Origin of the sequence: Bradyrhizobium sp. BEA-2-5 (assembly GCF_032918025.1) — a bacterium.
In the GTDB taxonomy this organism is placed as follows: Bacteria; Pseudomonadota; Alphaproteobacteria; order Rhizobiales; family Xanthobacteraceae; genus Bradyrhizobium; species Bradyrhizobium pachyrhizi.
On the sequence record NZ_CP136629.1, the window covers coordinates 3,896,137 to 3,921,731 of the forward strand.

Sequence of the window (25,595 nt, forward strand, 5' to 3'; positions counted from 1 at the left end):
GGGCCTATTCGCCGGCCAGTTGCAGCCGGGGCTTGGCCGCGCCGGCCTCCTTCAGCCGCAGGCGGGCTTCTTCGCCGCCGATATAGTCGCGCGTTATCGGGACGATGCCCTGGCGCTTGGTGAGCTGCAGCTGGAAGTTCATCATGTTCTGCACGCGGAACGACATCTCCGAGGCCGCCAGATAGAACTCCCACATCAGGGCGAAGCGCTCGTCGTAGAGCTGCACCGCCTCCTCGCGCCGCGCCATGAAGCGCTCTCGCCAGGCCTTCAGCGTCTCGGCATAGTGCAGGCGCAGAACCTCGATGTCGCAGACCAGCAGGCCCGCTCGCTCGATCGCCGGCAGCACCTCCGACAGGGCGGGGATGTAGCCGCCGGGGAAGATGTATTTCCGGATCCAGGGGCTGGTGACGTCGGGGCCGGTGGAGCGGCCGATCGAATGCAGCACCATGACACCGTCGTCGCTGAGCAGTTCGGCGCAGCGCGCGAAGAAGGTTTCATAGTAGGCGACCCCGACATGTTCGAACATGCCGACCGAGACGATGCGGTCGAACGGCCCGGGAATGTCGCGGTAGTCCTGCAGCAGGAAGCGCGCCGATTGCGCGAGGTTCCGCTCCGCCGCCCGGGCGTTGGAAATCTGCAACTGCTCGGTCGACAGCGTGATGCCGGTGAGGTCGGCGCCCGCGATCTCGGCGAGATAGAGCCCGAGGCCGCCCCAGCCGGAGCCGATGTCGAGCATGCGGTGCCCGGGCTTGATCAGGAGTTTTGCGGCGAGGTGACGCTTCTTGGCGAGTTGGGCATCGTCCAGCGTCGCGTCCGGCGTCTCGAAATAGGCGCAGCTGTATTGCTTGTCCGCGTCGAGGAAGAGGGAATAGAGGCGGCCGTCGAGATCGTAATGACGGGCGACGTTGCTTTTGGACCGGCCGCGTACATTGATCTGCTGGGCGCGGCGTCCGAGGAAGCGTACCCAGGCTTGCAGCCTGGCAAAGTTCGGCAGCATGGCTGCCTGACCCATCAGGACCGCGAGCACGTCGGCGATGGTGCCTTGCTCCACCACGAACGTGCCGTCCATGAAGGCTTCGCCGAGATAAAGTTCGGGATCGACCAGGATGCGGAGTTCCGCTCCTCGCGTCATGAAGCGCACGGCGACCGGTACGCCCGTGCCGTCACCGCAGGTGAACTGAGCGCCGCTTGCGGTCGTGAACGTGATCGAACCGCGGCGGATGAAGCGCCCCAAGAAGTATCGCAACAATCGGTCCATCGAAACACCAACGGAACGGCAAGCTGCACACCGACACCACCGGAGTTGATCACTCCAATGTGTCCCCAACCTCAAGATAGGCAGGGAATTAGATCGCGCTATTGCGTTGTGGTCAAAGCCGATATTCCAAAATGTGACAATTGCGTGGATGCGTCATGGCTGCGCTTCCATTCGCGCGATAATCGGCTAAAAGGTGACCGCCGCGGCCGATCCATCAGGCGCCGGCGGCGATTTTTCCGGAATCTGGAGACTTAAGGAATGTTGAGCCGAGCCCTCAGTCTGGCGACGGTGGCGCTTCTGACTGGCTGCCTGTCAGCCGTATCGGCGCAAGCGCAAAACCTCGAGGCCGGCAAGACCCCGTCCCAGCTTTTCGCGCAGACCTGCAACGCCTGCCACAAGAGCCCGCGCGGACTCCTGAAGTCCGTGACGCCGGGCTCGTTGCCGGGATTCCTGCGCCAGCACTACACGACGTCCAGCGACATGGCCGGCGTGCTTGCGTCCTATCTGATTTCGAACGGCGCCAACGACCCGCGCTACCAGGCCAAGGATCAACCCAAGGGCGCCAAGGGCCGGGAAGGCAGGCAGGAGGCCAACCAGTCTCCGGAACAGCCGTCCGAGCGTCCAGCCCGGCGACGGCACCAGGATGCAGCGCCGCAGGAAGGTGCCAAGGAAGGGGCCAAGCCTGACACCGACGGTTTGAATCCCGAAGGACGTCCAGTTCACCGCGGCAAGCGGATGGCCCGCCCGAGCGAGGCGCCGGAGGGCGCGAAGCCGGACGACGGCCAGACGCCGCAGGCCTTGGGCGAGGGCAAGCCGTCGCGTCAGAAGCACGGCCGTCGCGGCAAGCCCGTCGAGGAGCCGAAGTCCGAGGAGACACCCAAGGGCGTGGCGACCAGCGACGATTCCAAGACATCCACCAGGCATGATGACAAGGGTGAAGCCGAGAAGACGGCGAAGCCTGCCGCCGAGCCCGACACGGCAAAGGTCGACGCGCCGAAGAGCAATGGCGGCGGTGAACCGCCTGCCGTGCGATCCGATCCGGTTCCGCAGGTCACACCGGCACCTGCGGCGGCTGCGCCTGCCGCATCCGAGCCGGCCGCAGCCGCATCCCCCGCTCCGGCGCCAGCCGCGCCGCCGGTGACTGCGACGGCGCCGCCGCCACCTCCGCCCACGACGCCAGGCTCCGGCCCGCCGGAAGCCCCGACCTCGAAGTAATCGCCAACGCCGGGCCCCAAGGTCCGGCGTATTCGATTGACCATCATTAGAGCAATACTCTAGAGTGTTAATCTAGTCAGGAGAGGACGACTTGAGCACGGCACGCGAAGATCTGCTGGCGGCAGGACTGGCGGTGTTCGACCGCGACGGGTTTGAGGGCGCGACGGTGGCCGAAATCCGCTCCCGCGCGCGCGCGTCCAACGGCAGCTTCTTCCACTTCTTCACCTCGAAGAAGGAGCTCGCAGGCACCCTGTTCCTGGAAATCCTGCAGGCCTATCACGCCGCCATCATCAGCTCGGTCGACGCCAGCTGCGGGGCGGGCGAGGGCGTTGCGCGGCTGATCCGGGCCCATCTCGATTGGGTCGTGACCAGCCGGCGCGAGGCGCGCTACCTCTTCGAGATTTCGCGCAGCGAATGGGGCGAGGACGTGCGCGATGTCCAGCGCGCGCAGAACGCGCGGCTTGCCGAAGGCATCGAGCGCTGGCGGGCGCCGCTGGTTGCAGGCGGCGAGCTTCTGCCGATGACGCCGGTGATGTTCGTCAGCCAGCTCATCGGTCCGGCGCAGATCTTCTGCCGTGCCTTTCTGTCGGGCCGCCATACCGGCGATCCGCGCGAACAGATCGAGACGCTGATCGCCTGCGCGATCCGCGCAGTGGTGGCGTCGGGTGCGCCGGAGCGAACAGGAGGGACTTCATGAGCGAGACCGATCCCGACTTTGCACCGATCGCGACGCGAATTCGCGACAATGTCGGCCGGCAGGGCTTCATGGGTCTTGTCGGTGCCGAACTGGCCGAGCTGTCGCGCGGCACCTGCACCATCGCCGTGGAGCGCCGGCCGGAGCTGCTTCAGCAGCATGGCTTCTTCCATGGCGGCGTTACCGCCTTCCTGGTCGACAACGCCACGACGATCGCGGCCGCGACCTCGCGCGGCCAGGCGGCGCTGACGGCCGAATACAAGCTCAACCTGTTGTCGCCAGCGTCGGGCGATCGTCTGATCTGCCGGGCGCGCGTGATCAAGCCGGGACGTCAGGTCGCCGTCGTTGCAGCCGACGTGTTCTGCGTGATCGACGGCAAGGAGAAGCACACCGCGACCGCATTGGCCTCGATCGCCATGCTCGACGACAAGACGGCGGCACGAATCCAAAGCCCGGCCTGATCGAGGCCGGGCTTCGTAGCGTTTAGTCGGTTGGACGATGGCGAGAAGCTTACTTCTCTTCGGCGGCCGGAGCCGGCGCGGCTTCCTCGTCGTGCTGGGCTTCCGGATCGAAGAACTCGCCGGCGGCGGCGAGCGCCTCGGCAGCCGCGTCCTGGTCTTCCTGGCGGGTCGAGATGTCCTCGCCGCGCTTGATCCGCTCGGCCTCTTCAGCGGAGCGAGCGACCGTCACGGTGACGCTGGTCTCGACCTCGGGGTGGACGGCGATCGTCACCTTCTGCGCGCCGATTACCTTGATCGGCGAGTCGAGCCAGACCTGCGGGCGCGAAACCGTCACGCCGTCGGTCGCCAGCGCGACGACGATGTCGCGCACCGTGACCGAGCCGAACAGCTGGCCGGCTTCGGAAGCCTGGCGGATCACGATGATGTTCTTGCCTTCGATCTTCTCGGCGACCTTGGACGCTTCGCCCTTTGCCTTGAGGTTGCGGGCTTCGAGCTCGGCCTTCATGCCGTCATACTTGGCCCGGTTGTCGGCGGTGGCGCGCAGCGCCTTGCCGCGCTTGAGCAGGAAATTGCGGGCGTAGCCGTCGCGAACCTTCACGACTTCGCCCATCTGGCCGAGCTTGTTGACGCGTTCCAGCAAGATGACTTCCATATTCGTTCTCCTTTAGATGCTAAGTACGGGTTTAAGCGGTTGGATCGAATCTCAAGCCGCGGGCAAAGGCGGCGGTCTTGTCTGCAGATAGCGCTGGCGCAGCCCGAACACGGCGTCGGCGATGCCGAGCGCGAACATCGCCACGATCGGCCAGCCGAACATGACGACGACCGCATAGATGCCACCGAGCCAGAAGCCGCGATTGGTGAGCGACAGCGTCAAGGTGTGCAGAACGGCGAAGCCGACGAGCGCATAGGCGATTACGAGTGCCGCAGTGATGATCTGCGCCAGCAGCGCAAGCATGCCGCCGATGAAGCTGACGCCGACCGCCGCCAGCAGCGCGACCAGCGTCACGGCCGGAAGCGCCGTGGTGCGGAAATCCGGCCACGGCCGATTCAACCGCCCCGAGGTTTGCGCAATCTTGCCGGCGAGCCACAGGCTCAGCGTCAGCGTGACCATCGCGAGGATCGTTGCAGCGAGGGGCGCGAGGATCACCAGCACGTCGACCAATCGTTCGATCTCACCGCTGGGCAACCCTTCGCCGGTGCCGAGCACCTTAAGCAGGCCGCGCCGCAAAGCACCGGTGACTGTGTCGGCATCCGAGCCGAGCGTGAGCAGCGCTGCGGTCGTGGTGATGATGGCGAAGGCTGCGATCCAGAGCAGGATACGGCCGACGGGGTACCATTCGAGCGCTGGCGGCTGCTGGGTGGCGCTGTCGCCGGCGGAGCTCTCGATCGGCCGTCCGAGCAGCGCAAGGTGGCCGAGCCACCAGCCGGGCACGGCGACGATCATGGCAAACGCGATGCAATAGGGAAGTCCGAAGATCGCGCCGAGAACGGATGCAGCAGCGACGCCGCCGATGGCCGCGGCAAGCGGTCCCCAAGCGAGTGCCGACACCATCAGCGGCAGCGGTGCGAGATAGAACAGGACGAGCGAGATCATCGCGCCCGAGATGATCGAGGCGAACATCAGGGCCGACGCGGCGCCGGCGATCAGGGCAATGAGTCCAAATGCCATCATCAGCTGTCCCGCTCCCTTCGAGCGGTTAGAGGCGTCGTTTGCCCCAACTATCGGCGACCGGACGACCCGGAAGCCTTATGAGAATGAGCGGCCGGCGACGTAAGCCGCCGGCCGGAAACGATTACCTGATGACGTAGGGCAGCAGGCCCAGGAAGCGCGCGCGCTTGATGGCGCGGGCGAGTTCACGCTGCTTCTTTGCGGACACCGCGGTGATGCGGCTCGGCACGATCTTGCCGCGCTCGGAGACGTAACGCATCAGCAGCTTGGAGTCCTTGTAGTCGATCTTCGGCGCATTGGCGCCCGTGAACGGGCAGCTCTTGCGACGACGGAAAAACGGGCGACGTGCACCAGCTTCAGCCATTGTTCTTACTCCCCATCCGTGGTTTCAGCTTCGTCGCGCGGACGGCGCGGACCGCGATCGCCGCGGAAGCCGCCGCCCTCGCGGTCACCCCGGAAGCCGCCTTCGCGCTCGCCGCGGAAGCCGCCGCCACGATCGTCACGCTCGCGATCACGGTCGGCCTTGCGCATCATCGCGGACGGGCCTTCCTCGAGCTCCTCGACGCGGACGCTGAGATAGCGGATCACGTCTTCGCTGATGCGCTCCTGGCGCTCGATCTCGGCGATCGCCGCGGACGGCGCGTCGATGTTGAGCAGCACGAAGTGCGCCTTGCGGTTCTTGTTCATGCGGTAGGTGAGGGAGCGTACGCCCCAATTCTCGGTCTTGGTGATCTTGCCGCCGAGGCCTTCGACGATGCCGGTCATCTGCGCCGTCAGCTCTTCGACCTGCTGCGGGCTCGCGTCCTGGCGCGCAAGAAAAACATGCTCGTAAAGAGGCATGGAAGTCCTTTCCTCATGTTGGCGCATCGCCCGGCGTCAAGCCCTTAGGAGACCTTCGGAAAGGACTCTGGGATGAAGCTCAGAAGGCGGAAACACGGGACGACGGGCCGACTGGCCCTGCCACACCAAAATCACGAATGATTTGCTGAGACCGTCCGTTCAGCTCCCGGCCGGAGCCCACGAATGCCGCGCTTATACGGATTTTGGGTACGAAAGCAAGGGTTCTCGGCCTCCGGATGCGCGAGGCGTCGTAGCCCTCCGGGCCGTTTGACGCAACCTCGGGCGTTTTCCCGTTGATTTCTTTGTTTGTATGTCATACAAATATCTTGGGAGGACGAGATATGGGTTCGGAGACCGCCAGCGGCATGTCTGCGCCCGATCCGAAGCACGCGGTTCGCGCGACGCGGTCGGCGGGGCGCAAGATGCGCTCGCTGCTGCTCGATGCCGCCAGCCGCCTGTTCAAGGAGCGCGGGCTCTCGGGCACATCGATCACCGACATCGCGGCCGCCGCGGACGCGTTCCCGAGCCAGATCACCTATTACTTCCGCACCAAGGAGGCGCTGTTCGTCGAGTGCGCCTGCCGCGATCTGCTGTATCTGGCGCGGGCGACCGAGCAGGCCGCCCTGAATGCGCACACCCCGCGGGACTACACCCACGCTTTGGCCGAGACCGTGACCGCGACCGACACGGTCGCCTTCTTCGCGGAGGCCTTGACCCTCACGCGACGCCGGCAGGACCTTGCGCCGCTGGTCGAGCGGACCATCGAGCGCCTGCACGGCGAAGGCGCGCGCGCCTATGCCAGCCAGGTGGCGCGGCACGGCTGGCGCTCCCTGCGTGCGCCCGACGAAAGCTCGCGGCGGTTCTGGGCCGTCGCCATCGGCGTCATTCTCGAAGGCTATGCCATGGGCCGCGGCTCCGAGGAAATGTGCCGCGAATTGCTGCGCGCGCTCGGCGAGCAGGCGACATCAACTTCAACGTCGGCCAATGACGGGACGCGTCTGCGGCTGGTCGGCGATCACAGCACTTCATCCTCAACGGACGGGGAGACAAGCACATGACCGCGCTTCGCATGCGAGCCCGTGATTTCCTCACCGAGGACGAACTGGTCGCGGTGCGCGAGCGCACCACGTGGAAGGGCGCAGCCCTGATCGCGCACGCCTGGGCGCTGATATCAGGAGCGATCGCCTTGGTCGCGTGGTGGCCCAATCCGATCACCTACGTCCTGGCCGTCGCCATCATCGGCTCGCGCCAGCTCGGCCTTGCGATCCTGATGCATGACGGTGCTCATGGCTGCCTGTCCGCCGATGAGAAGACCAATCTGGCGCTGAGCCAGTGGTTCTGCGCCTATCCGCTGTTTGCGGAGACGCGCAGCTACCGGCGCTATCACCTGCAGCATCATGCGCGCACTCAGCAGGAGGACGATCCCGATCTCGTGCTGTCGGCGCCGTTTCCGATCACCAGGCTGAGCTATCGCCGCAAGTTCTTTCGCGACATCACCGGCCAGACCGGCTACCAGCAGCGGAAGGCGCAACTGCTCAACGCGCTTGGGCCAAAGGAGTGGCCGTTGTCGCGGCGCGCCGCCAACTTCTGGCAGAAGCTCGGGCCGCAATGCGTCACCAATGCGCTGCTGTTCGCGGGCCTCGCCGCCGCTGGCGTGTGGTGGGCCTATCCTCTGCTATGGCTGGTGCCGCTCCTGACCTGGATGATGGTCATCACCCGCATTCGCAACATCGCAGAGCACGCCGTCGTCCCCGACAGCAGCGATCCCCTGCGCAACACCCGCACCACACATGCCAATTTCCTCGAGCGCCTGTTCATCGCGCCGTACTACGTGAACTATCACCTCGAGCATCATCTCTTGTTCTACGTGCCCTGCTACAATCTGCCGAAGGTGCATCGCCTCCTGAGTGCGAGCCGGTACGCCGGCCGCATGGAAGTGCAGCCGAACTACGCGGCGGTGCTGCGGCTGGCGACGGCCAAGCCCGCCAGCGAGGATCGTCCGGGGCAGCTGGTCAACAGCGCACGCCGGGCGAGGGCTGGCGCCGAAGTTAACGCCGACCAGAATGCCGGCGGGTTCTAGCCTGGAGCCGGACCGGCATCCCCAGGGTTCCTCCGGCGCGGCTTGACAGCACCGCCTCCATCAGTGTCTTACGGCCCGGTCCGGGGCCGGTTGCAAGGCTTGGTTGTCAAGGCTTGGTTGCCAAGGCCTTATTGCCAAGGCTTGGTTGCAAGGGATTGGCCCGGACCCGCTGTGGCGCGTTTTGCGCGACGCGGATACCGTTTTCCCCTGCGGCGGGCGTAAAGCGCCTGCGCGGAGATCACGCTCAACAAGGTAGGGAGCGCCGATGACGGCTGCATTCACATTTCCTGGGCAGGGTTCCCAGGCCGTCGGCATGGGCAAGGCCCTGGCCGACGCCTTTCCGGTGGCGCGCGCCGTGTTCGACGAGGTCGATGCCGCGCTTGGCGAGAAGCTGACGGCCACCATCTGGGAGGGGCCCGGCGAAACCCTCCAGCTCACCGAGAACGCCCAGCCGGCGCTGATGGCGGTGTCGATCGCCACATTGCGCGTGCTCGAGGGCGAAGCCGGCTTTTCGGTCGGCCGCAACGCGGCCTTCGTTGCCGGGCACTCGCTCGGCGAGTATTCGGCGCTGGCCGCCGCCGGAAGCCTCTCCGTCAGCGACACCGCGCGTCTGCTTCGCACGCGCGGTCTCGCAATGCAAAAGGCCGTCCCGGTCGGCGCCGGCGCGATGGCTGCACTGCTCGGTCTCGACTATGAAGCCGCCATGGAGGTCGCGGGCGAGGCGGCGCAGGGGCAGGTCTGCCAGGCCGCCAACGACAATGGCGGCGGGCAGGTGGTGGTCTCGGGCGACAAGGCCGCGGTCGATCGCGCCGTGGAGATCGCCAAGGCCAAGGGTGCCAAGCGCGCGATGCTGCTGCCGGTGTCCGCGCCGTTCCATTGCAAGCTGATGCAGCCGGCTGCCGATGCGATGGCAGAGGCGCTGTCGGGCGTGACCATCAAGGCGCCCGCGGCGCCGCTCGTCAGCAACGTGCTGGCGAGCGCCATCACCGATCCCGACGAGATCCGCCGCCGCCTGGTCGAGCAGGTCACCGGCACGGTGCGCTGGCGCGAGTCGGTCGCTTACATGGCCGGGCAGGGCGTCACCCGCTTCTTCGAGATCGGCGCCGGCAAGGTGCTGACAGGTCTCGTCAAGCGCATCGCGGACGGTGCCGTGGGCGTTGCGGTCGGCGGTCCGAACGATATTGCCGCCGCCAAGGATGCGCTCGCAGCTTCGGCTTGAAGCAGCCGGAAGGAGAATTCGATGTTCGATCTGACTGGCCGAAAGGCGCTCGTCACCGGCGCGACCGGCGGCATCGGCGGCGCGATCGCGCAGGCGCTGCACGCGCAGGGCGCCACCGTCGCGATATCGGGGACGCGGAAGGACGTGCTGGACGAGCTTGCGGGCAAGCTCGGCGAGCGCGCCCACGTGCTGCCCTGCAATCTTTCCAAGGCCGACGAGGTCGAGGCGCTGGTGCCGGCTGCGGAAGCTGCGATGGGCCAGGTCGACATTCTCGTCGCCAACGCGGGCATCACGCGCGACAACCTCTTCGTGCAACTCCGTGACGAGGACTGGGACGAGGTCATCAATGTCAATCTGACCGCGACCTTCCGCCTGGCGCGCGCCGCGACCAAGCTGATGATGCGCAAGCGCTTCGGCCGCATCATCGCCATCACCTCGGTGGTCGGTGTCACCGGCAATCCGGGGCAGGGCAATTATACTGCGTCGAAGGCAGGCCTGATCGGCATGATCAAGACGCTGGGTGCCGAATACGCCAAGCGTGGCGTCACCGCGAACTGCATCGCGCCCGGCTTCATCAAGACGCCGATGACGGATGCGCTCAACGACAAGCAGCGCGAATCCATCCTGGCGAAGGTTCCTGCGGCTCGGCTCGGAACGCCCGAGGATATCGCTGCTGCGGCGGTCTATCTGGCCTCGAACGAGGCCGCCTACGTCACCGGACAGACGATCCACGTCAACGGCGGGATGGCTATGATTTGAGCTACTGGCCGGCTCTCGCAATGCGGCGAAAAGCCGTTTTCGGGAGCCGGTTCAGGCGTGTAGTCAAGGCTTTGGAAGTATGGTAGCTGAAGCCCCCGTGGATGGGCAAAGAACGCCATTGCAGGTTTTTGAAACCCTGTATATTGGCGAGGCGACGCCTGCCGTTCGCCGGGGCTTTAGTCGGCTACGACCGGGCCGAATCAAGACTATGCGCGACTGAGTAATCGAGACGACCACGATGGCTCGTATCGTCTTGGGGTCGGGTCCAATGGAACAACGAGGTTGAACGATGAGTGACATTGGCGAGCGGGTTAAGAAGATCGTGGTCGAACACCTTGGTGTTGAGCCCGAGAAGGTTGTCGACAACGCGAGCTTCATCGACGACCTCGGCGCCGACAGTCTGGATACCGTCGAGCTGGTGATGGCGTTTGAAGAGGAATTCGGTTGCGAGATTCCGGACGACGCTGCGGAAACGATTCTCACCGTCGGCGACGCCACGAAGTTTCTCGAGAAGAACGCGAAGAGCTGACGCCGATCGCGAAGTTGACGGGGCCGGACGGACCGTGATCGAGCGGTCCCCCGGCTTCTTATTATCAGCCGCGCATTGCTGGCCGGAGACGTGGAAATGAGACGAGTTGTCGTCACGGGGCTGGGCATGCTTACACCGCTCGGCTGCGGCGTTGACGCAACTTGGGCGCGCATCCTCGCCGGAGACAGCGGCGGCAAGAAGATCGACACGTTCGACGTGTCCGACCTGCCGAGCCAGGTCGCCTGCTACATTCCGCGCGGCGACGGCACTGGCGGCAGCTTCAATCCCGACAAGTGGATGGAGCCGAAGGACCAGCGCAAGGTCGACGACTTCATCATCTATGCGATGTGCGCGGCCAAGCAGGCGCTGGACGATGCCGACTGGCATCCGAAGTCGGAAGAGGACAAGTGCGCGACCGGCACCATGATCGGGTCCGGCATCGGCGGTCTCAACGGCATCGCCGAAACCGCCATCCTCCTGAAGGAGCGCGGACCGCGCCGGGTGTCGCCGTTCTTCATTCCGGGCCGCCTGATCAATCTCGCCTCTGGCTACGTCTCGATCGCGCACGGGCTGAAGGGGCCGAACCATGCCGTGGTCACGGCCTGCTCGACCGGCGCGCATGCGGTCGGCGATGCTGCCCGCCTGATCGCACTCGGCGATGCCGATGTGATGGTCGCGGGCGGCGCCGAGTCGCCGATCAGCCGCATCGGCATTGCCGGCTTCAACGCGGCGCGCGCGCTCTCGACCGGTTTCAACGAAACGCCCGAGAAGGCCTCGCGTCCCTACGACAAGGACCGCGATGGTTTCGTGATGGGCGAGGGCGCCGGCGTCCTCGTGCTGGAAGAGCTCGATCACGCCAGGCGCCGCGGCGCCAGGATCTACGCCGAGGTGATCGGCTATGGCCTCTCGGGCGACGCCTATCACATCACCTCGCCGTCGCCCGACGGCGATGGCGGCTTCCGCAGCATGTTGGCGGCGCTGAAGCGCGCGGGCCTCACGCCGTCCGATCTCGACTACATCAACGCGCACGGCACTTCGACGCCGCTCGGCGACGAGATCGAGCTCGGTGCGGTCGAGCGTCTGCTCGGCAATGCCGCTTCCAAAGTTGCGATGTCCTCGACCAAGTCGTCGACCGGCCATCTCCTCGGCGCGGCCGGTGCGATCGAAGCGATCTTCGCGATTCTCGCGATTCGCGATAACGTCGTGCCGCCAACGATCAACCTCGACAACCCGTCGGTGCAAACGGCGATCGATCTCGTGCCGCATACGTCGCGCAAGCGTGACGTCAATGTGGCGCTGTCCAATTCCTTCGGTTTCGGCGGCACAAACGCTTCCGTGATCGTGCAGCGCGTGACCAATTAGTAGGTCTTTAGAACTAGTCCACCGTTTTGCCGTATTCCGCGGTGACTCCTAATAGCGGGCGTATGCTATTGGCAGGGCAGGGGTTTGTCCGGCCACGATTCAACCGGCAGGATATTGGTTTGCATCGATGAGTGAGAGGCCGCCCATTTCACCGAGGAGTCCACGCGCCGCGCTGGAGCCCGAACAGCTTCCGCCGCCGCCCAAGCGCTCGGATCGCGCCCGCAATCCCTTCGTGATCGTCGGCAATGCCATCTTCACCATCCTGATCATCCTGATGATCGGCGCCGGAGCGACGTACTACTACGGCAAGCAGGCACTGGAATTGCCGGGACCGCTGCAGGAGGACAAGATCGTCAACATCCCGCAGCGCGCGGGCAAGCGTGACATCGCCGAGGTGCTCTCGCGTGAGGGCGTGATCAACGTCAATCCGTGGGTCTTCATCGGCGGCGTGTTCGCGTTGAAGGCGAGCTCGGACCTCAAGCCGGGTGAGTATTCGTTCCAGAAGAACGCGTCGCTGCGCGACGTCATCGCCACCATCGTCGAGGGCAAGGTGGTGCAGCATGCCGTCACGATTCCGGAAGGTCTTACCTCCGAGCAGATCGTGGCGCGGCTCTCCGACAACGACATCTTCACCGGCAGCGTGCGTGAGCTGCCGCGCGAAGGCACGCTGTTGCCGGAGACCTACAAGTTCCCGCGCGGCACACCGCGCGAGCAGGTGGTCCAGCGCATGCAGCAGGCGCACAAGCGCGTGCTGGCCGAGATCTGGGAGCGCCGCAATACCGACACGCCGCTGAAATCGCCGGAGCAGCTGGTCACGCTGGCGTCCATCGTCGAAAAGGAAACCGGCAAGCCCGACGAGCGCAGCCGGGTCGCCGCGGTGTTCGTCAACCGATTGAAGCAGAGGATCAAGCTGCAGTCCGATCCGACGATCATCTACGGCCTCGTCGGCGGCAAGGGCACGCTGGGCCGGCCGATCAAGCGCAGCGAGATCACGCAGCCCTCGCCCTACAACACCTATGTGATCGAGGGCCTGCCGCCGGGTCCGATCTCCAATCCGGGCCGGGCCTCGCTCGAGGCCGCCGCCAATCCGGCCCGCACCCGCGACCTCTATTTCGTCGCGGACGGCACCGGCGGGCATGCCTTCACCGAGACCTACGACGCGCATCAGAAGAACGTCGCGAAGCTCCGCGCGATGGAGAAGCAGATCCAGAACGACACGGTCGAGCCCGCGGATGATCCGGCGCCCGCCGCCGCGGCGCCCGGCGCCGACACCAATCCCACGGCGACGACGCCGAAGCCCACCAATCAAAAGAAGCCGCCGCGCGGTCGGCAGGGCGCAGCCCAGCAGACCAATTCGCCGCCGGTGGTGCAGCGCTAAAGCGCGATCGTCATCGAGCTTTAGCTTCTTGTTTGAGCATGATCTTTCGGAAAACCGCCACACACTTTTCCGGATCATGCTGTAGCTCTGCGTTTCCGGCGGTGGAACGTAATTCCACTTTCACGGAATCCGTTTTAAGGTCGCGCCGGCTCCCCACGAGTTCTCGCAGGCTCCGGGTGAGTCCCATATCCTTCTGTTGGAGAGTTTCACGCGATGGCGCTGTCGAGCATGACTGGCTTTGCCCGAAGCCATGGCGCAAGCGGTCCCTATACGTTCGAGTGGGAGCTGAAATCGGTCAATGCCAAGGGCTTTGACCTGCGGTTGCGGCTTCCGCCGGGCTGGGACAAACTGGAAGCGCATGCCAAGAAGCACGCCGGCGAGCTTCTGTCGCGCGGAACGGTCTACGCCAATCTCAACGTCAAGCGCACCAATGCGGCCGCCACGGTCCGCATCAACGAGGACGTGCTTGCCGCCGTGGTGAAGGTCGCCGGCACGCTCGCGCAGCGGATCGACGCGGTGGCACCGAGCATCGACGGACTGCTCGGCATCAAGGGCGTCATCGAGGTGGTCGAGCCCGAGAGCAACGAGGACGAGGACAAGGCGGCGCGCGAGGCGGCGGCGATGGCCTTCGAGCAGGCGCTCGGCAGCCTTGTCGAGATGCGCCGCCGCGAGGGCGATGCGCTGGGGCAGATCCTGATGCAGCGGATGGACGAGATCGAGCGGCTTGCCAAGCGTGCCGAGACCGCTCCCGGCCGCAAGCCCGAGGCGATCAAGGCCAGGCTCGCCGAGCAGATCGCAACCCTGCTCGACACCTCTGATCGGTTCGATTCCGACCGCCTGATGCAGGAGGCGATCCTGATCGCCACCAAGGCCGACATCCGCGAGGAGCTCGACCGCATCGCTTCCCACATCGCACAGGCGCGCGAGTTGATCGGCAAGGGCGGCCCGATCGGACGCAAGCTCGATTTTCTCGCGCAGGAATTTCACCGCGAGGTCAACACCTGCTGCTCGAAGTCGAACGACATCGAGCTGACCAACACGGGGCTGGCCATGAAGAACGTGGTCGAGCAGTTCCGCGAGCAGGTCCAGAATCTGGAGTGATCGATGACGACGGGCGGTCACGGAACTGACGGTGTCGAGCGGCGCGGATTGATGTTCGTGCTGTCCTCGCCCTCGGGCGCGGGCAAGACGACACTGTCACGCATGCTGCTGGAGCGCGAGCCGGGCCTGAAGATGTCGGTGTCGGCGACCACGCGGCCGATGCGGCCGGGCGAGGTCGCGGGCCGCGACTACTTCTTCGTCGACAAGAAGAAGTTCGAGAAGATGGTCGAGCACGGTGAACTACTGGAATGGGCGACCGTGTTCGACAACAGCTACGGCACGCCGCGCGCGCCGGTCGAAGCGGCGCTGTCGGCCGGGCAGGACGTGCTGTTCGACATCGACTGGCAAGGCACTCAGCAGCTCCACCAGAAAGCCAGCGCCGATGTGGTGCGGGTGTTCATCCTGCCGCCGTCGGCCGCCGATCTCGAGAGGCGGCTGCATACCCGGGCGCAGGATTCGGAAGAGGTCATCCGCGGACGCATGAGCCGCGCAAGTCACGAAATGAGCCACTGGGCCGAGTACGACTACATCGTGATCAACCACGACATCGACGAGGCCTTCGCCGAGGTGCAGTCGATCCTGAAGGCCGAGCGCCTCAAGCGCGAGCGGCGGATCGGCCTCACCGAATTCGTGCGCGGCCTGCAGCGTCAGCTCGAGAAGTAGCGCGTTGCGGACGTGATGCGACCGCATCACGTCCGTTAGCATTTTTTCCTAAGCGGACCTTAATTCGTCGCGCTGCGCGCAAGCCGCTGCAGCATTGCGGCGATCTGCTTGTTGTCTTGCTCCCTTTGATCCCGATCACGCGTAGTCTCGCGACGTGGTGCTGGCTTCTCGGCGCGGCGTGGAGCGGGCGTCTCCGCACGGCGCGGAACGGGTGTCTCGGCGCGGCGCGGCGCAGCCTCGGACAGCCGCAGCGGACGGTCCCGGCTGACAACTGCCATCGGGGGCGCCGGCTCGGTGTGCAGCGAATCCCATGGCGCCTGCCACTCATCCTTGGTCTCGTAAGGCGGCGTACGCGTGCGGGTCAGCCGGAACACCAGCGTGCTGACCAGGCCGGCCAGCGCCAGGGCTCCAACCATCACGATCAGCAGCATCTGTGTCGACGACGGTGACTTCTCCACGGATGCCTCGGCCGAGGCGGGCGCGGCAGGCGCCGGCGCGGCCGCTTGTTGCGGTGTCGCATCTGCTTGCGCGGCCACGGTCGGCTGATCCGCGGCGCGCCGGGTTCCGTTGGTTCCGGCCATGCTCGATGCATCCAGCCATCGGGCGTTCACGTCGGACGACTGCGCGTTGGTACCGGCGGGCGTGGCTGCCGGGTCGGGCGTCGCTGCCGTCCCGCCGGCCTGGCCGGCGTCGGCGCTTGGCGCAGGTACGGCTGCGACCTGCGGCGAGGGCCATTCGGCATGGGCATCAGCGACTGATTTGCGGATCGCCGGCTGCTGCGGCGCGGGCTGGCTCTGCGGCGTCGGCTGGCTCTGTGGCGGCATCGCGTCGGCCGTTGTGGTATCGGGCGCGGCTGCCGCTGGCGGTTGCTGCGTGCTCGTGGTCGCCGTCTTGGCGGCCTTGTTCTTGGCCTCGCCGAGATACCAGCACTTCTTCTTGCTGCGATCGAGATGGTAGAACCAGTGGCTGCCCGCAGGCGCGGTTCCCTTGGGCGCGGACAGACAGGTGTCCGCGGTGTTGGTGCTATTGGCCGTATTGGCGGCGGTCTGGGCCATGGCGCTGCAACTGGCGCCGGCCAGGATGCTGGCGGCAAGCGCCGCAGCGAATTTCGCTGAACGATTTGACATACGCGTCCCCGGTATCTCTTTTTTTACGCAAACGCTGGAGATCTTAATCTCGGCAAAGAGTTGGGTCGCAATGCGCCGCAAATCCGGAACGGGTAGGGCTTAATTGGGGCTCGCGGCGTGCCGCAATTGCGGCGGGCCCGAGGCCGCGGAACATGAACCGAACGATGGCTTGGTTCGACTGTCAGGTTCCGTCGGAGCGGCTGTGTCCCGCCGGCGGTAGCAGCACCGACGGGACGTCATGTCTCAGCATGATCTTTCGGAAAGCCGCGTCACACTGTTCCGGATCATACTCTAGTTCTTCAGCACGATGCGGCCGACGACCTTGCCGGCACGCAGCTCGTCGATCCATTTCTGGACGTCGCCCATCGGCTCCTCGCGCATCGGCGTCGGCTTGATCTTGCCGGCGCGTGCGAGAGCCATCAGCTCGTGGGCTTCGGCGAGCGTGCCCACCATGAATCCCTCGATGGTCATGCGCTTGTAGACCCATTGCACCATCGGCAGCGTGAACTGGCCGCCCATCAGGCCGGAGACCACGATCTTGCCGCCGCGCGCGGCGACCGCGACCGCGAACGCCATCGACTTCTCGTTGCCGGCGAAATCCACGATCTCGTCGAACCCGCCCTCGGTCTCCTTGAGGATGCGCTTGATGACATCGGGCTCGGCCGGGTCATAGGCAAAGGCCGCGCCGTTCTTGAGCGCGGTCTCGCGCGCGGCCGGAGAGAGGTCGGCGACCGTGATCGGCTGCTTGAACATCGCCTGCGCGAACGACAGGCCCATCATGCCGACGCCGCCGAGGCCGATCAGCAAGAGGTTGCGCTGGCGCGGACGGTCGACCAGGCGCTTGAGCGCGCCGTAGGCGGTGACGCCGGAGCACATCAAGGTCGCGGCCTGGTTGACGGGAAGGGGATCGTAGTCGAGCAGATATTTCGCGTCGGGCACCAGCACGTGGGTGGCGAAGCCGCCGTCGATGGAGACGCCGAGGAAGCGCTGCTTGACGCAGAGGTTCTCGTCGCCGTTCTGGCAATCGCGGCACTGGCCGCAGCCGATCCACGGGAAGACGGCTTTCCTGGCACCGACGAGGCTGGCCGCGACGTCCGGGCCGACTTCGTCGACGACGCCGGCGATCTCGTGGCCGAGCGTGAAGGGCAGCGTCATGCCGCGCGTGGTGTCGAGCTTCTTGCCGCCGCCGAGATCGGCATAGCCGTCCTGGATGTGCAGGTCGGAATGGCAGAGGCCGCAGCGCTCGATGCGCACCAGCACCTCGCGGCCCTGCGGCTTGGGCGTGTCCACGATGGTCTCGCACAGCGGCGCATCGAACTTGACCAGGGATTGCCGAACCATACGCGCCATTACGTTTTCTCCTGTTGTTCTATTTTGTGGCCCGTATATCGGCCAATTCGCGCGCCATGGCAACAAAGCCCGGAATCGGAACGGTCTCGGCGCGCCGCGTCGCATCGACGCCGGCTGCGCTCGCAAGCCGCGCGGGATCGACGCCGAGCGACTTCAGGCTTTGCCGCAGCATCTTGCGGCGCTGGCCGAAGGCGGCGGCGGCGACCTGCTCGAGCATGCGGCGGTCGCACGGCTCGGGCGCGGCGCGCGGTATCAATCGTACGACCGAGGAGGTGACCTTCGGCGGCGGCACGAAGGCGGACGGCGCAATGTCGAACAGGATCTTGGTCTCGCAGCGCCAGTTGGCGAGCACGCCGAGCCGGCCATAGGCCTCCTCGTCCTCGCGCGCCACGATGCGCTCGCCGACCTCGCGCTGGAACATCAGGACCATCATCTCGTACCAGGGCGGCCAGGGCTCGATGGTGAGCCAGTTGATGAGAAGCTGGGTCGCGATGTTGTAGGGCAGGTTGGCGACGATTTTGGCCTTGGCGCCATCGAGCAAGGGACGCGGGTCAAAGCGCTGCGCGTCGCCATGCACGATCTCGATGCGGCCGGGATAGCGCTTGGCGATGTAGTCGAGCGCGGCCAGCGCCCGCTCGTCGCGCTCGATGGCGATCACGCGCTTGGCGCCCAGCGCAAGCAGCGCGCGCGTCAAGCCGCCGGGACCGGGCCCGACCTCGATCACGGTGGAGTCTTCCAGCGGGCCCGCGGCGCGGGCAATGCGCGCGGTGAGGTTGAGATCGAGCAGAAAATTCTGGCCGAGCGATTTGCGCGCCGACAGCGAATGCTCGCGAATGACGTCGCGCAGCGGCGGCAGATCGTCGATCGCGCTCACTTAGCTTGATGCCGCGGCCATGCGCGCGGCGAGCCGGAGGGCGGCGATCAGGCTCGCCGGATTGGCCTTGGCCGTGCCGGCGATGTCGAAGGCGGTGCCGTGATCGGGCGAGGTGCGGATGAAGGGCAGGCCGAGGGTGACGTTGACGGCATCGTCGAAGGCGACCGTCTTGATCGGGATCAGCGCCTGGTCGTGATACATGCAGACCGCGCAGTCATAGGTCCGTCGCGCGGCCTCGTGGAACATGGTGTCGGCGGGCAGCGGGCCCCGGACGGCAATGCCGTCGCGGCGCAGGATCTCGACCGCGGGCGCGACGATCTCGACGTCTTCCATGCCGAGCGTGCCGTCTTCGCCGGCATGGGGATTGAGGCCGGCAATGGCGAACCGCGGCGCCGCGAGACCGAACCGCGCCTTCATGTCCGCGACCACTATCCGCGCGGTCGACACGATCAGGTCGGCCGACAATTGCGCCAGCGCCTCGCGGACCGACACATGGATCGTCACCGGGACGACGGCGAGGGCCGGCGACCACAGCATCATCACCGGCTGCGGCACGCGGCCGTTCTCCGCGGCAAGCTCGGCGAGGAATTCGGTGTGGCCGGGATGGCGGAAGCCGGCGCGATAGAGCACGCTCTTGGCGATCGGGTTGGTGACGACGGCGCTGGCCTTGCCGGCGGCGACATCGGCGACGGCCTGCCGGATCGATGCCAGCGCCGCATCGGCGCTCGTACCGTCGGGCTGGCCCGGTCGCGCCGTCGCCGCCTTGCCGGTCGCAACCACGGGGAGGGCGCGTTCGAACGTCGCGGATGCCTCCTCGGCGCTGACCTCGGCCAACTCGACGGCAAGTCCGAGCGCCTTGGCGCGTTCGCCAAGCGAGGCGCGGTCGCCGAGCAGATAGAACGGCGGGAGATCGAGTTCGCGGCGTCGCAGCCATGCGGCGAGCGTGATGTCGGGGCCGATGCCTGCGGGCTCGCCGGATGTCAGTGCGAGAGGTTGAGCCATGCGTCAACGATAGTCGATCATCGCCCGCCTGGATATTCGATCATCGCGGCTTTTCGGACTTCCTGCAGGTAGGCCTTCGACTTCGCCTCGTACTTCTGCACGTACATCTTGTCGCGCATCTCACGCTTCTTCGGCGTGTCGACGGTGGTTGCCTTCCTGCCGCAGAGGGCGACCATTTCAACGCCCTGCTTGGTGACCTCGGGAGGGGTGAGGTGGCCGACCGGGGTCTTGTCCAGGATGTCGCGCAGCGACTGCGGCAGGTCAGCCGAGGTCTTCACGACTATCTCGCGGATCGCGGCGTTGCGCATCGACTTGAAGAAGGTGTTGGCTTCCTCGCAACTGGTGACGCGCTCACGCAGGCTGTCCGCTTCCTTGCGGCGCCCCTCGAACTCCGACTGCGGCGCGCCGCGGGGCACGATCAGAACGACGGGCTGCATCCTGTATTCGAACGCCTCGGCCTCAGCCGCCCCTCCGGTCTCCTTGACCGCGTTGGCCACGTCCTTTTCGCCAACCTGCAGGCGCTCCTTGTAGCGGCCGCGCACCAGGCTGGTCCAGACCATCTCGGCCCTGATGCGTTGCTTCAGCGTGTCCGGGCGGATGCCCTTGCCCTCGAGCACCTTGGTGAGCTGGTCGCCGGAAAGCCGCATCCGCTGCGCCATGCCGCCGAAGGACTGGTCGATATCGCCGGCGGAGGGATCGACGCCGAATTTCTTGGCTTCCTTGATCTTCAGCTTCTCATCGATCAGCTCGTCGAGGACGGTCTTCCGATCAGGCGTCTTGCCGCCGGTCAGGGCGTTCAGCTTGGCACGCTGCTCGATGTCGTAATTGGTGATAGGCTCGCCATTGACCATCACGGCGATGGCCTGGGCATGCAGTCGCGCACCGCCTCCGAGCAGGAGGAAAAGAGCCAGCAGGGAACTCAACACTAGCTGATGGCGGCGCGTTGGCAGGCTAGCGGTCGTCATTATCGTCATGTCAGCCGTTTAAACCAATTCAAGCCAGAGCCCCAGGCCCGCAGGCAATCCAAGCCCCCCGCCAGACCGCTCGCTACTGCATGCCAGCCGAACTGCTGGACGTGGAGGTCTGCGCGATCGTCCGCAGCCCGATCTGGAACATGAACGCGTGGCTGAGGACGGGCGGCGTCGAGCCGGCCTGATAGGTATAGGACGTGACATAGTTGGCGGCCAGCACGAAGCAGTCGTCCACATAGCCCGCGCCGAACGCGTACTGGTTGATTTTGTTCGCTTCAAGGTCCCAGCGCGCCGCGCCCTGAACCACCCAGTTCGCGGCCACCTTGACCGATCCGCTGGCGAGGATGCCTTCGCGGCGCGTCAAATAGCCAAGCTCCGGCTGCGCGGCATAGTCGCCGTACATCAGGCTGACCGACCAGCGGTCGAAGTTCGCGCTGGCCTGGGCCTCGAACCGGTTGATGTTCCAGGTCTGCTCGTCCATGCGGGAGCGGACGCTGAACGTGTAGGTGCTGTTGGGCGAATAGGCGAGGCTCGCGACATAGTCCGAGCGCGGATTCTGCAGGCCGGAATCGAGGCCGGTATTGATGGTGTCCTGGACCGCGAAGGAGTTCAGGCCGAACAGCTGGTAGGACTGGCCGAACAGCGCCTTGACGGCGCCGCCCTGGTCGAACTGCGTGGTGGACTGCACGCCGACATTGGCGCGGCCGCCGCCCTCGACGCGATCGTAGCCGGAGAACTTGTCCACGCTGAACAGGTTCGAGGCGTCGAACACCATGCTCTGGGCGTCCTCGTTCGGCAGCTTGCCGGCATAGGTCTCGTTCGGGCGGATGATGACCTGCGCGATCGGCTCGACGGTCGTCGTGCCCCACGGCTGCACGTTGATGAAGGGGTAGCGGTATTCGAAGCCTACGGTCGGCATCAGGCGGAACGCCTGGGTGTCGCCGATGGGCAGGTAGTTCGACACGCCGGGCTGGTTGGAGACCGAGGAGTTGATCGCGTCGGCGCGCAGGCTGGCGAACGGCGTCCAGATCTGGCCGAGCGGATCGGTGAAGGATTTGCGCCACTGCGCCTCCGCCGTGAGGCGGGTGTAGGTGCCGGGGAAGCCGCGCAGCAGGCACTGCGAGGGCGTACGGGCCAGCGGATCGGCGGACGTGGTCGTGCACAACGGGTTAAGGGGGTCGGCGGCCTGTGCCGTGATCGGGTCGAACACCGCGGTTTCGCGGGTCAGGTTGGTGAAGTTCACCTTGTAGCTGAACTCGCCACCGAAGATCGGGCTGTTGATCACGTTGTTGTAGTCGATAACAGGCGCGACCACCGGAACCTGGTTCTGGTTGCCGGAGTAGCTGAGATAATAGATCGTACGCGCATCGAAGAAGCTGCGGTTGCCGACGCCGGTCAAATAGAGCTGCGACAGCGCTTCCGTCGGCAGCAGCAGGAACGAGCCGAGCGGGTCCTTGTACTGGGCCAGCCGGTAATCGGACATGAAGTAGTAGTCGGACAGCAGCACGCCGTCCCAGCCCCAGGTCCATTTGTCGTTCAGCGCGAACTGACCCTTGGTCTCGACGCCGCCGCGGAACTGGCGGTCGCCGGGCTGGCCGGCGAAGGCGCCTTGATCAAGCTGGTCGATGCCGTAGAGCCGGATCTGATAGGCGCCGTTCGACAGGCGCTGCCGGAATTCGCCCTGGAACAGCACGCCCTGCTTCGAGGTGATGCGCGGATTGAACGTCGCGTCGAAGTCCGGCGCGAGCGCGAAGTAATAGGGGATTTCGACGCCGACGCCGAACGCCGAATACGTGGTGAAGCCCGGCATCAGGAAGCCGCTCTTGCGCTTCACGGTCGGATCGGGCGTCGAGAAGTAGGGCAGATACGCCATCGGAACGCCGAAGAACTCGAGCTGGGCGTTCTCGAAATAGAGCATCTTCTCGGTCTGGTTATGGATGATGCGCGCGCCCTTGACCTGCCAGAGCGGCGGCTTCTTCGGATCGTCCTTGCACGGCGCGCAGGCGGTGTAGACGCCGTTCTCGAACACCGTGTAGTTGCCGCTGGAGCGGTCGGCGCGGCTCGCGGCCATGCGGGTCTGGTCGGCCGTGTCCACGCGCAGCGAATCGACGAAACCGTCGCGGTAATCGTCGGAGAGATCCAAGATCTCGGCATAGGTGATCTTGCCGTCGGCATCCGTCATGCGGATGTTGCCTTCGGCATGAAGGCGCTTGGTCTTCTGGTCGTAGATGACCCTGTCGGCCTCGACGCTGGTGCCGTTGTAGAACAGCTGGACGTTACCGACCGCGGAGACGCGCGAATTGTTGTAGTCGTAGTCGACCTCGGTCGCCTGAACCAGCATCTGCCCGTCATTCTTGGCCGGCGGGCGGGGCGGCTTCGGCGGGCGCGGATTATAGGTGAAGGCCTGCGCGGCAGCCGGCGTCGACGCGACAACGTCGAGCGCGCTGACCACGACGAACGCGGCGAGGAGAGCTGAGATCGAAACGCCAAACGCGGCCATGCGGCTCCGTTGACGGCGCAGGACACTGCGCCGCCCGAGAGCAGGCGACCTCAACTGGCGGGCGGCGACGATAGTCACTATCCGTCCTCCTGATAGAGCAAGGCCAAAAAGCCGGTGAGGCCGCCCACCACAACGGGCAACCACGCCGCAGCGATCGGATGCATCAACTCAGCCTTGCTCAAATCCTCAGTTACTTTCGACAGAACGTAGAGCAGAAAGCCTGCGCCCACGCCACTCAAAACCATCTTCTGCACGCCGCCCATCCGGAAGAAGCGCAGGCTCACAGAAGCCGCCAACATCACCATCGCAGCCAGCAAAAACGGCTGTGCGATGAGCTTGTGATACTGCAAGCGATAGCCAGCCGTCGCGAACCCTGAGCTCTCCGACGAACGGATGTAGTTCGGCAGTTGCCAAAAGGACACAGTTTCCGGGGTGGAGAAACTGTTGCGCACCTGTGCCGGTGTAAGGGTGGTGGTCAGGTAGAAGGTGTCCTGATCCACCGGAGGCTTGTCGAGGGTGAATCGGCGCACTCCCTTGAACACCCAACGGCCGTCTTCGAGCGCCGCTTCGCGCGCTTCGATTCGCTCCTTGAACTGGAGTGCCGTATCGAATCGGAACACGGTGAGGCCGGTCAGCCGCACGCCCTGCTGTTCGCTGCGGGCCGCATTGATGATCGCCTGACCCTCGTCGTTGATCTGGTTGAGCCAGAAGCCGGAGGCGTCCTGGATGCCGCCGCCGGGCGCCGAGCCGAACAGCTCGGCTTCCATGCGCTTGGAGGCTTCGCGCAAATTGGCCGACATCGGATTGTAGGCGGTGGTCGCGAAGATGCCGAGCATGATCGCGCTGCCGAGCGCCGGCGAGATGAACTGCCATGCGGAGATGCCGGCGGCGCGCGCCACCACGAGCTCGAGCCGGCGGGAGAGGGCGAGATAGCAGGTCATGGCGCCGATCAGCATGCAGAACGGCGTCAGCTTCTCCAGCAGCTGCGGGACCCGGAACAGCGAGGTCTCGGCCACCATGATCGCGGAGGCGGAGGCGAGGCCCGAAGTCTTGCGCACCATCTCGATGTAGTCGACCAGCACCAGCAGCAGGAAGATGCTGGCGAACACGCCGAGCGCCGCCACCACGAAGCGGCCGGCGAAATAGCGCCCGAGTGTGTTGGTGAGCATGCTCATGCGGTTGCCGGCCTCCGGAAGAGGCGCGCAATGCGCTCGTTGTTCCTGTTGATCGCTTCCATCAGCCGCGGCGGCGGTTCGACGACCACGCCGCCGACGATCATCCAGATGCCGACGCCGATGCCGCCGAACAGCATCAGATATTGCACCAGCGCCGCGAGCGGCGTCTTCACCGCCATCACCGAGCAGGCGAAGCCGGCCATGCGCAGGCCGAACACCGCGATGATCGAGGAGCCGATCGAGAAATTGCGGCTCTGGCGGGTGGTGCGAGGCGCGCCCAGGAAGGCGAAGGTCAGGGCAGCGAACGCAAACGGATAGATCGGCGCCATGAAGCGATCATGCAGCTCCGCGAAGAACTGGCCCGACAGCTGCTGATAGGTCTTGTCTTCCTCGTCCGGCCACATCAACTCCCAAAGATAGCGCTCGCGAATCCCGAGCGTGACGTCGCGCCCCTGCGAGAATTTCGACATGTCAAAGGCGTAACGGGCGAACGCGACCAGCGCCGGATCGCGCTTGCCAACCTCGAACCGCTGCAGATTGCCGTCATAGAGCACGAGGTATGAACCTCGATCAGTCTTCTGCACGGTGCCGTGGTCGGCGATGATGGTGACGCGCTCGTTGGGATCGCGGCGGTCGTCGATGAAGATGCCGGCGAGGATGCCGCCGGGCAGGCGCTCGCGGATCCGGATCGTCAGGTTCTTGTCGAGCTGGGCGAAGCGGCCGGGCTGGAGGATGTTGGTCAGCACGTCCGCGGTGATCTCGGCGTCCCACTGCTTGATCCGCCGCATCCCGTCGGGGGCGAGATAAGCCGCGATGAAGGCAACCAGCAGCGCCACCACGCAGGTGGCATAGAAGAACGGATAGAACAGCCGGAACGGCGAGAAGCCGGCGGCATTCATCACGATGATCTCGGAATCGGTCGCGAGCTTGTTCAGCGTGTGCGAGATCGCGATCATCAGCGCGATCGGCGAGATGATCAGGACCAGGGCCGGGATGACCAGGCTGGTGATGCCGAGGAAGGTGAGGATGGTCTGACCCTGGCTCGTCATCAGGTCGATGCCGCGCAACGCCTGCGTAATCCAGATCACGCCGGTGAGGCTGACCAGGACCAACGCAAACGACGCCAGCGTCGTTTTAAAGATGTACTTGTCGATCGACCCCATCGCTACCGCACGACCCCCAAGGCCCCCTGCACGCAACCAAACGCACGGCTTTCGACCATCCCCGTCAACCCGGGTTCCCCTATGGTCGAGCCGCGGATCCGTCCGGCTCACTCTCTAGTCACTTTCTCACTACCATCCCTTTGATCCGTCAACAAAATGGCTGGGCCAAGGCGCGCTTAATTTATGGTTAATTAATCGCTTTTGT

Annotated in this window: 25 protein-coding genes; 12 read left to right on the forward strand and 13 right to left on the reverse strand. The window is 65.4% G+C overall.

Features of this window, described 5'->3' with window-relative positions:
- Positions 1 to 4 precede the first annotated feature (4 nt).
- Entirely contained in the window at positions 5 to 1,258 is a 1,254-nt protein-coding gene (locus RX327_RS18045; protein WP_317251015.1) for a cyclopropane-fatty-acyl-phospholipid synthase family protein, read from the reverse strand.
- A 258-nt stretch (positions 1,259 to 1,516) separates the two neighbouring features.
- On the opposite strand from RX327_RS18045, the gene RX327_RS18050 reads away from it, so the two are divergent.
- From RX327_RS18050 to RX327_RS18060, 3 genes are all read left to right on the forward strand, one after another.
- Positions 1,517 to 2,473 carry a hypothetical protein gene (locus RX327_RS18050; RefSeq protein ID WP_317251016.1) on the forward strand — a complete coding sequence of 319 codons (957 nt, stop codon included), beginning with the start codon at positions 1,517 to 1,519 and terminating at the stop codon, positions 2,471 to 2,473.
- A 91-nt stretch (positions 2,474 to 2,564) separates the two neighbouring features.
- Entirely contained in the window at positions 2,565 to 3,170 is a 606-nt protein-coding gene (locus RX327_RS18055; RefSeq protein ID WP_317251017.1) for a TetR/AcrR family transcriptional regulator, read from the forward strand.
- Positions 3,167 to 3,628 carry a PaaI family thioesterase gene (locus RX327_RS18060; RefSeq protein WP_317251018.1) on the forward strand — a complete coding sequence of 154 codons (462 nt, stop codon included), beginning with the start codon at positions 3,167 to 3,169 and terminating at the stop codon, positions 3,626 to 3,628. Before RX327_RS18055 ends, RX327_RS18060 begins: the two co-directional genes overlap by 4 nt.
- A 49-nt stretch (positions 3,629 to 3,677) precedes the next feature.
- On the opposite strand, the gene rplI is transcribed toward RX327_RS18060, so the two are convergent.
- The 4 genes from rplI to rpsF all read right to left on the reverse strand — a co-directional run bounded on the left by rplI (position 3,678) and on the right by rpsF (position 6,137).
- A complete protein-coding gene (rplI, locus tag RX327_RS18065; protein WP_317251019.1) occupies positions 3,678 to 4,280 on the reverse strand; it encodes a 50S ribosomal protein L9 in 603 nt (200 codons plus the stop codon).
- Positions 4,281 to 4,331: 51 nt separating this feature from the next.
- On the reverse strand, positions 4,332 to 5,300 hold the full coding sequence (locus tag RX327_RS18070) for a hypothetical protein (RefSeq protein ID WP_317251020.1): 969 nt from the start codon (positions 5,298 to 5,300) through the stop codon (positions 4,332 to 4,334).
- Positions 5,301 to 5,421: 121 nt separating this feature from the next.
- Positions 5,422 to 5,661 carry a 30S ribosomal protein S18 gene (gene rpsR, locus RX327_RS18075; RefSeq protein WP_007592020.1) on the reverse strand — a complete coding sequence of 80 codons (240 nt, stop codon included), beginning with the start codon at positions 5,659 to 5,661 and terminating at the stop codon, positions 5,422 to 5,424.
- A 5-nt stretch (positions 5,662 to 5,666) separates the two neighbouring features.
- Positions 5,667 to 6,137 (reverse strand): 30S ribosomal protein S6, encoded by a 471-nt coding sequence (rpsF, locus tag RX327_RS18080; protein ID WP_317251021.1) that lies wholly within the window; start codon positions 6,135 to 6,137, stop codon positions 5,667 to 5,669.
- 341 nt (positions 6,138 to 6,478) lie between these two features.
- Here rpsF and RX327_RS18085 point away from each other — a divergent pair, with 341 nt between their 5' ends.
- From RX327_RS18085 to gmk, 9 genes are all read left to right on the forward strand, one after another.
- Entirely contained in the window at positions 6,479 to 7,195 is a 717-nt protein-coding gene (locus RX327_RS18085; RefSeq protein WP_317251022.1) for a TetR/AcrR family transcriptional regulator C-terminal domain-containing protein, read from the forward strand.
- Positions 7,192 to 8,217: a fatty acid desaturase family protein gene (locus RX327_RS18090; RefSeq protein ID WP_317251023.1), complete on the forward strand. Its 1,026-nt coding sequence runs from the start codon at positions 7,192 to 7,194 to the stop codon at positions 8,215 to 8,217. The genes RX327_RS18085 and RX327_RS18090 overlap by 4 nt, the downstream gene beginning before the upstream one ends.
- Positions 8,218 to 8,482: 265 nt before the next feature.
- Positions 8,483 to 9,436, forward strand: a complete 954-nt coding sequence (gene fabD, locus RX327_RS18095; protein WP_317251024.1) for an ACP S-malonyltransferase — start codon at positions 8,483 to 8,485, stop codon at positions 9,434 to 9,436.
- Between the two features lie 21 nt (positions 9,437 to 9,457).
- Complete coding sequence (gene fabG, locus RX327_RS18100) at positions 9,458 to 10,195, forward strand: 3-oxoacyl-[acyl-carrier-protein] reductase (protein ID WP_317251025.1); 738 nt, start codon at positions 9,458 to 9,460, stop codon at positions 10,193 to 10,195.
- A gap of 289 nt (positions 10,196 to 10,484) precedes the next feature.
- Positions 10,485 to 10,724 (forward strand): acyl carrier protein, encoded by a 240-nt coding sequence (locus tag RX327_RS18105; RefSeq protein WP_008551805.1) that lies wholly within the window; start codon positions 10,485 to 10,487, stop codon positions 10,722 to 10,724.
- 96 nt (positions 10,725 to 10,820) lie between these two features.
- Positions 10,821 to 12,086 carry a beta-ketoacyl-ACP synthase II gene (gene fabF, locus RX327_RS18110; RefSeq protein ID WP_317251026.1) on the forward strand — a complete coding sequence of 422 codons (1,266 nt, stop codon included), beginning with the start codon at positions 10,821 to 10,823 and terminating at the stop codon, positions 12,084 to 12,086.
- A gap of 127 nt (positions 12,087 to 12,213) precedes the next feature.
- Positions 12,214 to 13,464, forward strand: a complete 1,251-nt coding sequence (gene mltG / locus RX327_RS18115) for an endolytic transglycosylase MltG (protein WP_317251027.1) — start codon at positions 12,214 to 12,216, stop codon at positions 13,462 to 13,464.
- Positions 13,465 to 13,677: 213 nt separating this feature from the next.
- Entirely contained in the window at positions 13,678 to 14,565 is an 888-nt protein-coding gene (locus RX327_RS18120; RefSeq protein WP_317251028.1) for a YicC/YloC family endoribonuclease, read from the forward strand.
- Positions 14,566 to 14,568: 3 nt separating this feature from the next.
- Positions 14,569 to 15,228, forward strand: coding sequence for a guanylate kinase (gmk, locus tag RX327_RS18125; RefSeq protein ID WP_317251029.1), 660 nt, complete (start codon positions 14,569 to 14,571; stop codon positions 15,226 to 15,228).
- Between the two features lie 59 nt (positions 15,229 to 15,287).
- On the opposite strand, the gene RX327_RS18130 is transcribed toward gmk, so the two are convergent.
- The 8 genes from RX327_RS18130 to lptF form a co-directional block, all read right to left on the reverse strand.
- Positions 15,288 to 16,355: a hypothetical protein gene (locus RX327_RS18130; protein ID WP_050386641.1), complete on the reverse strand. Its 1,068-nt coding sequence runs from the start codon at positions 16,353 to 16,355 to the stop codon at positions 15,288 to 15,290.
- 291 nt (positions 16,356 to 16,646) lie between these two features.
- On the reverse strand, positions 16,647 to 17,705 hold the full coding sequence (locus RX327_RS18135) for an alcohol dehydrogenase (RefSeq protein WP_317251030.1): 1,059 nt from the start codon (positions 17,703 to 17,705) through the stop codon (positions 16,647 to 16,649).
- 19 nt (positions 17,706 to 17,724) lie between these two features.
- The gene (gene rsmA, locus RX327_RS18140; RefSeq protein ID WP_317251031.1) at positions 17,725 to 18,579 is read right to left on the reverse strand and encodes a 16S rRNA (adenine(1518)-N(6)/adenine(1519)-N(6))-dimethyltransferase RsmA; all 855 of its coding nucleotides are present in this window, start codon (positions 18,577 to 18,579) and stop codon (positions 17,725 to 17,727) included.
- The gene (gene pdxA, locus RX327_RS18145; protein WP_317251032.1) at positions 18,580 to 19,581 is read right to left on the reverse strand and encodes a 4-hydroxythreonine-4-phosphate dehydrogenase PdxA; all 1,002 of its coding nucleotides are present in this window, start codon (positions 19,579 to 19,581) and stop codon (positions 18,580 to 18,582) included.
- Between the two features lie 17 nt (positions 19,582 to 19,598).
- Positions 19,599 to 20,546, reverse strand: a complete 948-nt coding sequence (locus RX327_RS18150) for a SurA N-terminal domain-containing protein (RefSeq protein WP_317251033.1) — start codon at positions 20,544 to 20,546, stop codon at positions 19,599 to 19,601.
- 82 nt (positions 20,547 to 20,628) lie between these two features.
- Positions 20,629 to 23,052 carry an LPS-assembly protein LptD gene (locus RX327_RS18155; RefSeq protein ID WP_317251034.1) on the reverse strand — a complete coding sequence of 808 codons (2,424 nt, stop codon included), beginning with the start codon at positions 23,050 to 23,052 and terminating at the stop codon, positions 20,629 to 20,631.
- A 77-nt stretch (positions 23,053 to 23,129) separates the two neighbouring features.
- A complete protein-coding gene (gene lptG / locus RX327_RS18160) occupies positions 23,130 to 24,227 on the reverse strand; it encodes an LPS export ABC transporter permease LptG (RefSeq protein WP_317251035.1) in 1,098 nt (365 codons plus the stop codon).
- Positions 24,224 to 25,390, reverse strand: a complete 1,167-nt coding sequence (gene lptF / locus RX327_RS18165) for an LPS export ABC transporter permease LptF (RefSeq protein ID WP_317251036.1) — start codon at positions 25,388 to 25,390, stop codon at positions 24,224 to 24,226. Before lptF ends, lptG begins: the two co-directional genes overlap by 4 nt.
- Positions 25,391 to 25,595 lie beyond the last annotated feature (205 nt).

Bases quoted from the DNA above. Each gene is read 5' to 3' on its own strand.
- RX327_RS18070 (WP_317251020.1), bottom strand. From the start codon at position 5,300: ATGATGGCATTTGGACTCATTGCCCTGATCGCCGGCGCCGCGTCGGCC.
- rpsR (WP_007592020.1), bottom strand. From the start codon at position 5,661: ATGGCTGAAGCTGGTGCACGTCGCCCGTTTTTCCGTCGTCGCAAGAGC.
- RX327_RS18120 (WP_317251028.1), top strand. From the start codon at position 13,678: ATGGCGCTGTCGAGCATGACTGGCTTTGCCCGAAGCCATGGCGCAAGC.
- RX327_RS18150 (WP_317251033.1), bottom strand. From the start codon at position 20,546: ATGACGACCGCTAGCCTGCCAACGCGCCGCCATCAGCTAGTGTTGAGT.
- fabD (WP_317251024.1), top strand. From the start codon at position 8,483: ATGACGGCTGCATTCACATTTCCTGGGCAGGGTTCCCAGGCCGTCGGC.
- RX327_RS18090 (WP_317251023.1), top strand. From the start codon at position 7,192: ATGACCGCGCTTCGCATGCGAGCCCGTGATTTCCTCACCGAGGACGAA.
- RX327_RS18045 (WP_317251015.1), bottom strand. From the start codon at position 1,258: ATGGACCGATTGTTGCGATACTTCTTGGGGCGCTTCATCCGCCGCGGT.
- pdxA (WP_317251032.1), bottom strand. From the start codon at position 19,581: ATGGCTCAACCTCTCGCACTGACATCCGGCGAGCCCGCAGGCATCGGC.
- fabG (WP_317251025.1), top strand. From the start codon at position 9,458: ATGTTCGATCTGACTGGCCGAAAGGCGCTCGTCACCGGCGCGACCGGC.
- fabF (WP_317251026.1), top strand. From the start codon at position 10,821: ATGAGACGAGTTGTCGTCACGGGGCTGGGCATGCTTACACCGCTCGGC.
- RX327_RS18050 (WP_317251016.1), top strand. From the start codon at position 1,517: ATGTTGAGCCGAGCCCTCAGTCTGGCGACGGTGGCGCTTCTGACTGGC.
- mltG (WP_317251027.1), top strand. From the start codon at position 12,214: ATGAGTGAGAGGCCGCCCATTTCACCGAGGAGTCCACGCGCCGCGCTG.
- lptG (WP_317251035.1), bottom strand. From the start codon at position 24,227: ATGAGCATGCTCACCAACACACTCGGGCGCTATTTCGCCGGCCGCTTC.
- rplI (WP_317251019.1), bottom strand. From the start codon at position 4,280: ATGGAAGTCATCTTGCTGGAACGCGTCAACAAGCTCGGCCAGATGGGC.
- gmk (WP_317251029.1), top strand. From the start codon at position 14,569: ATGACGACGGGCGGTCACGGAACTGACGGTGTCGAGCGGCGCGGATTG.
- rpsF (WP_317251021.1), bottom strand. From the start codon at position 6,137: ATGCCTCTTTACGAGCATGTTTTTCTTGCGCGCCAGGACGCGAGCCCG.
- RX327_RS18105 (WP_008551805.1), top strand. From the start codon at position 10,485: ATGAGTGACATTGGCGAGCGGGTTAAGAAGATCGTGGTCGAACACCTT.
- RX327_RS18130 (WP_050386641.1), bottom strand. From the start codon at position 16,355: ATGTCAAATCGTTCAGCGAAATTCGCTGCGGCGCTTGCCGCCAGCATC.
- RX327_RS18060 (WP_317251018.1), top strand. From the start codon at position 3,167: ATGAGCGAGACCGATCCCGACTTTGCACCGATCGCGACGCGAATTCGC.
- RX327_RS18085 (WP_317251022.1), top strand. From the start codon at position 6,479: ATGGGTTCGGAGACCGCCAGCGGCATGTCTGCGCCCGATCCGAAGCAC.
- RX327_RS18135 (WP_317251030.1), bottom strand. From the start codon at position 17,705: ATGGCGCGTATGGTTCGGCAATCCCTGGTCAAGTTCGATGCGCCGCTG.
- RX327_RS18155 (WP_317251034.1), bottom strand. From the start codon at position 23,052: ATGGCCGCGTTTGGCGTTTCGATCTCAGCTCTCCTCGCCGCGTTCGTC.
- lptF (WP_317251036.1), bottom strand. From the start codon at position 25,390: ATGGGGTCGATCGACAAGTACATCTTTAAAACGACGCTGGCGTCGTTT.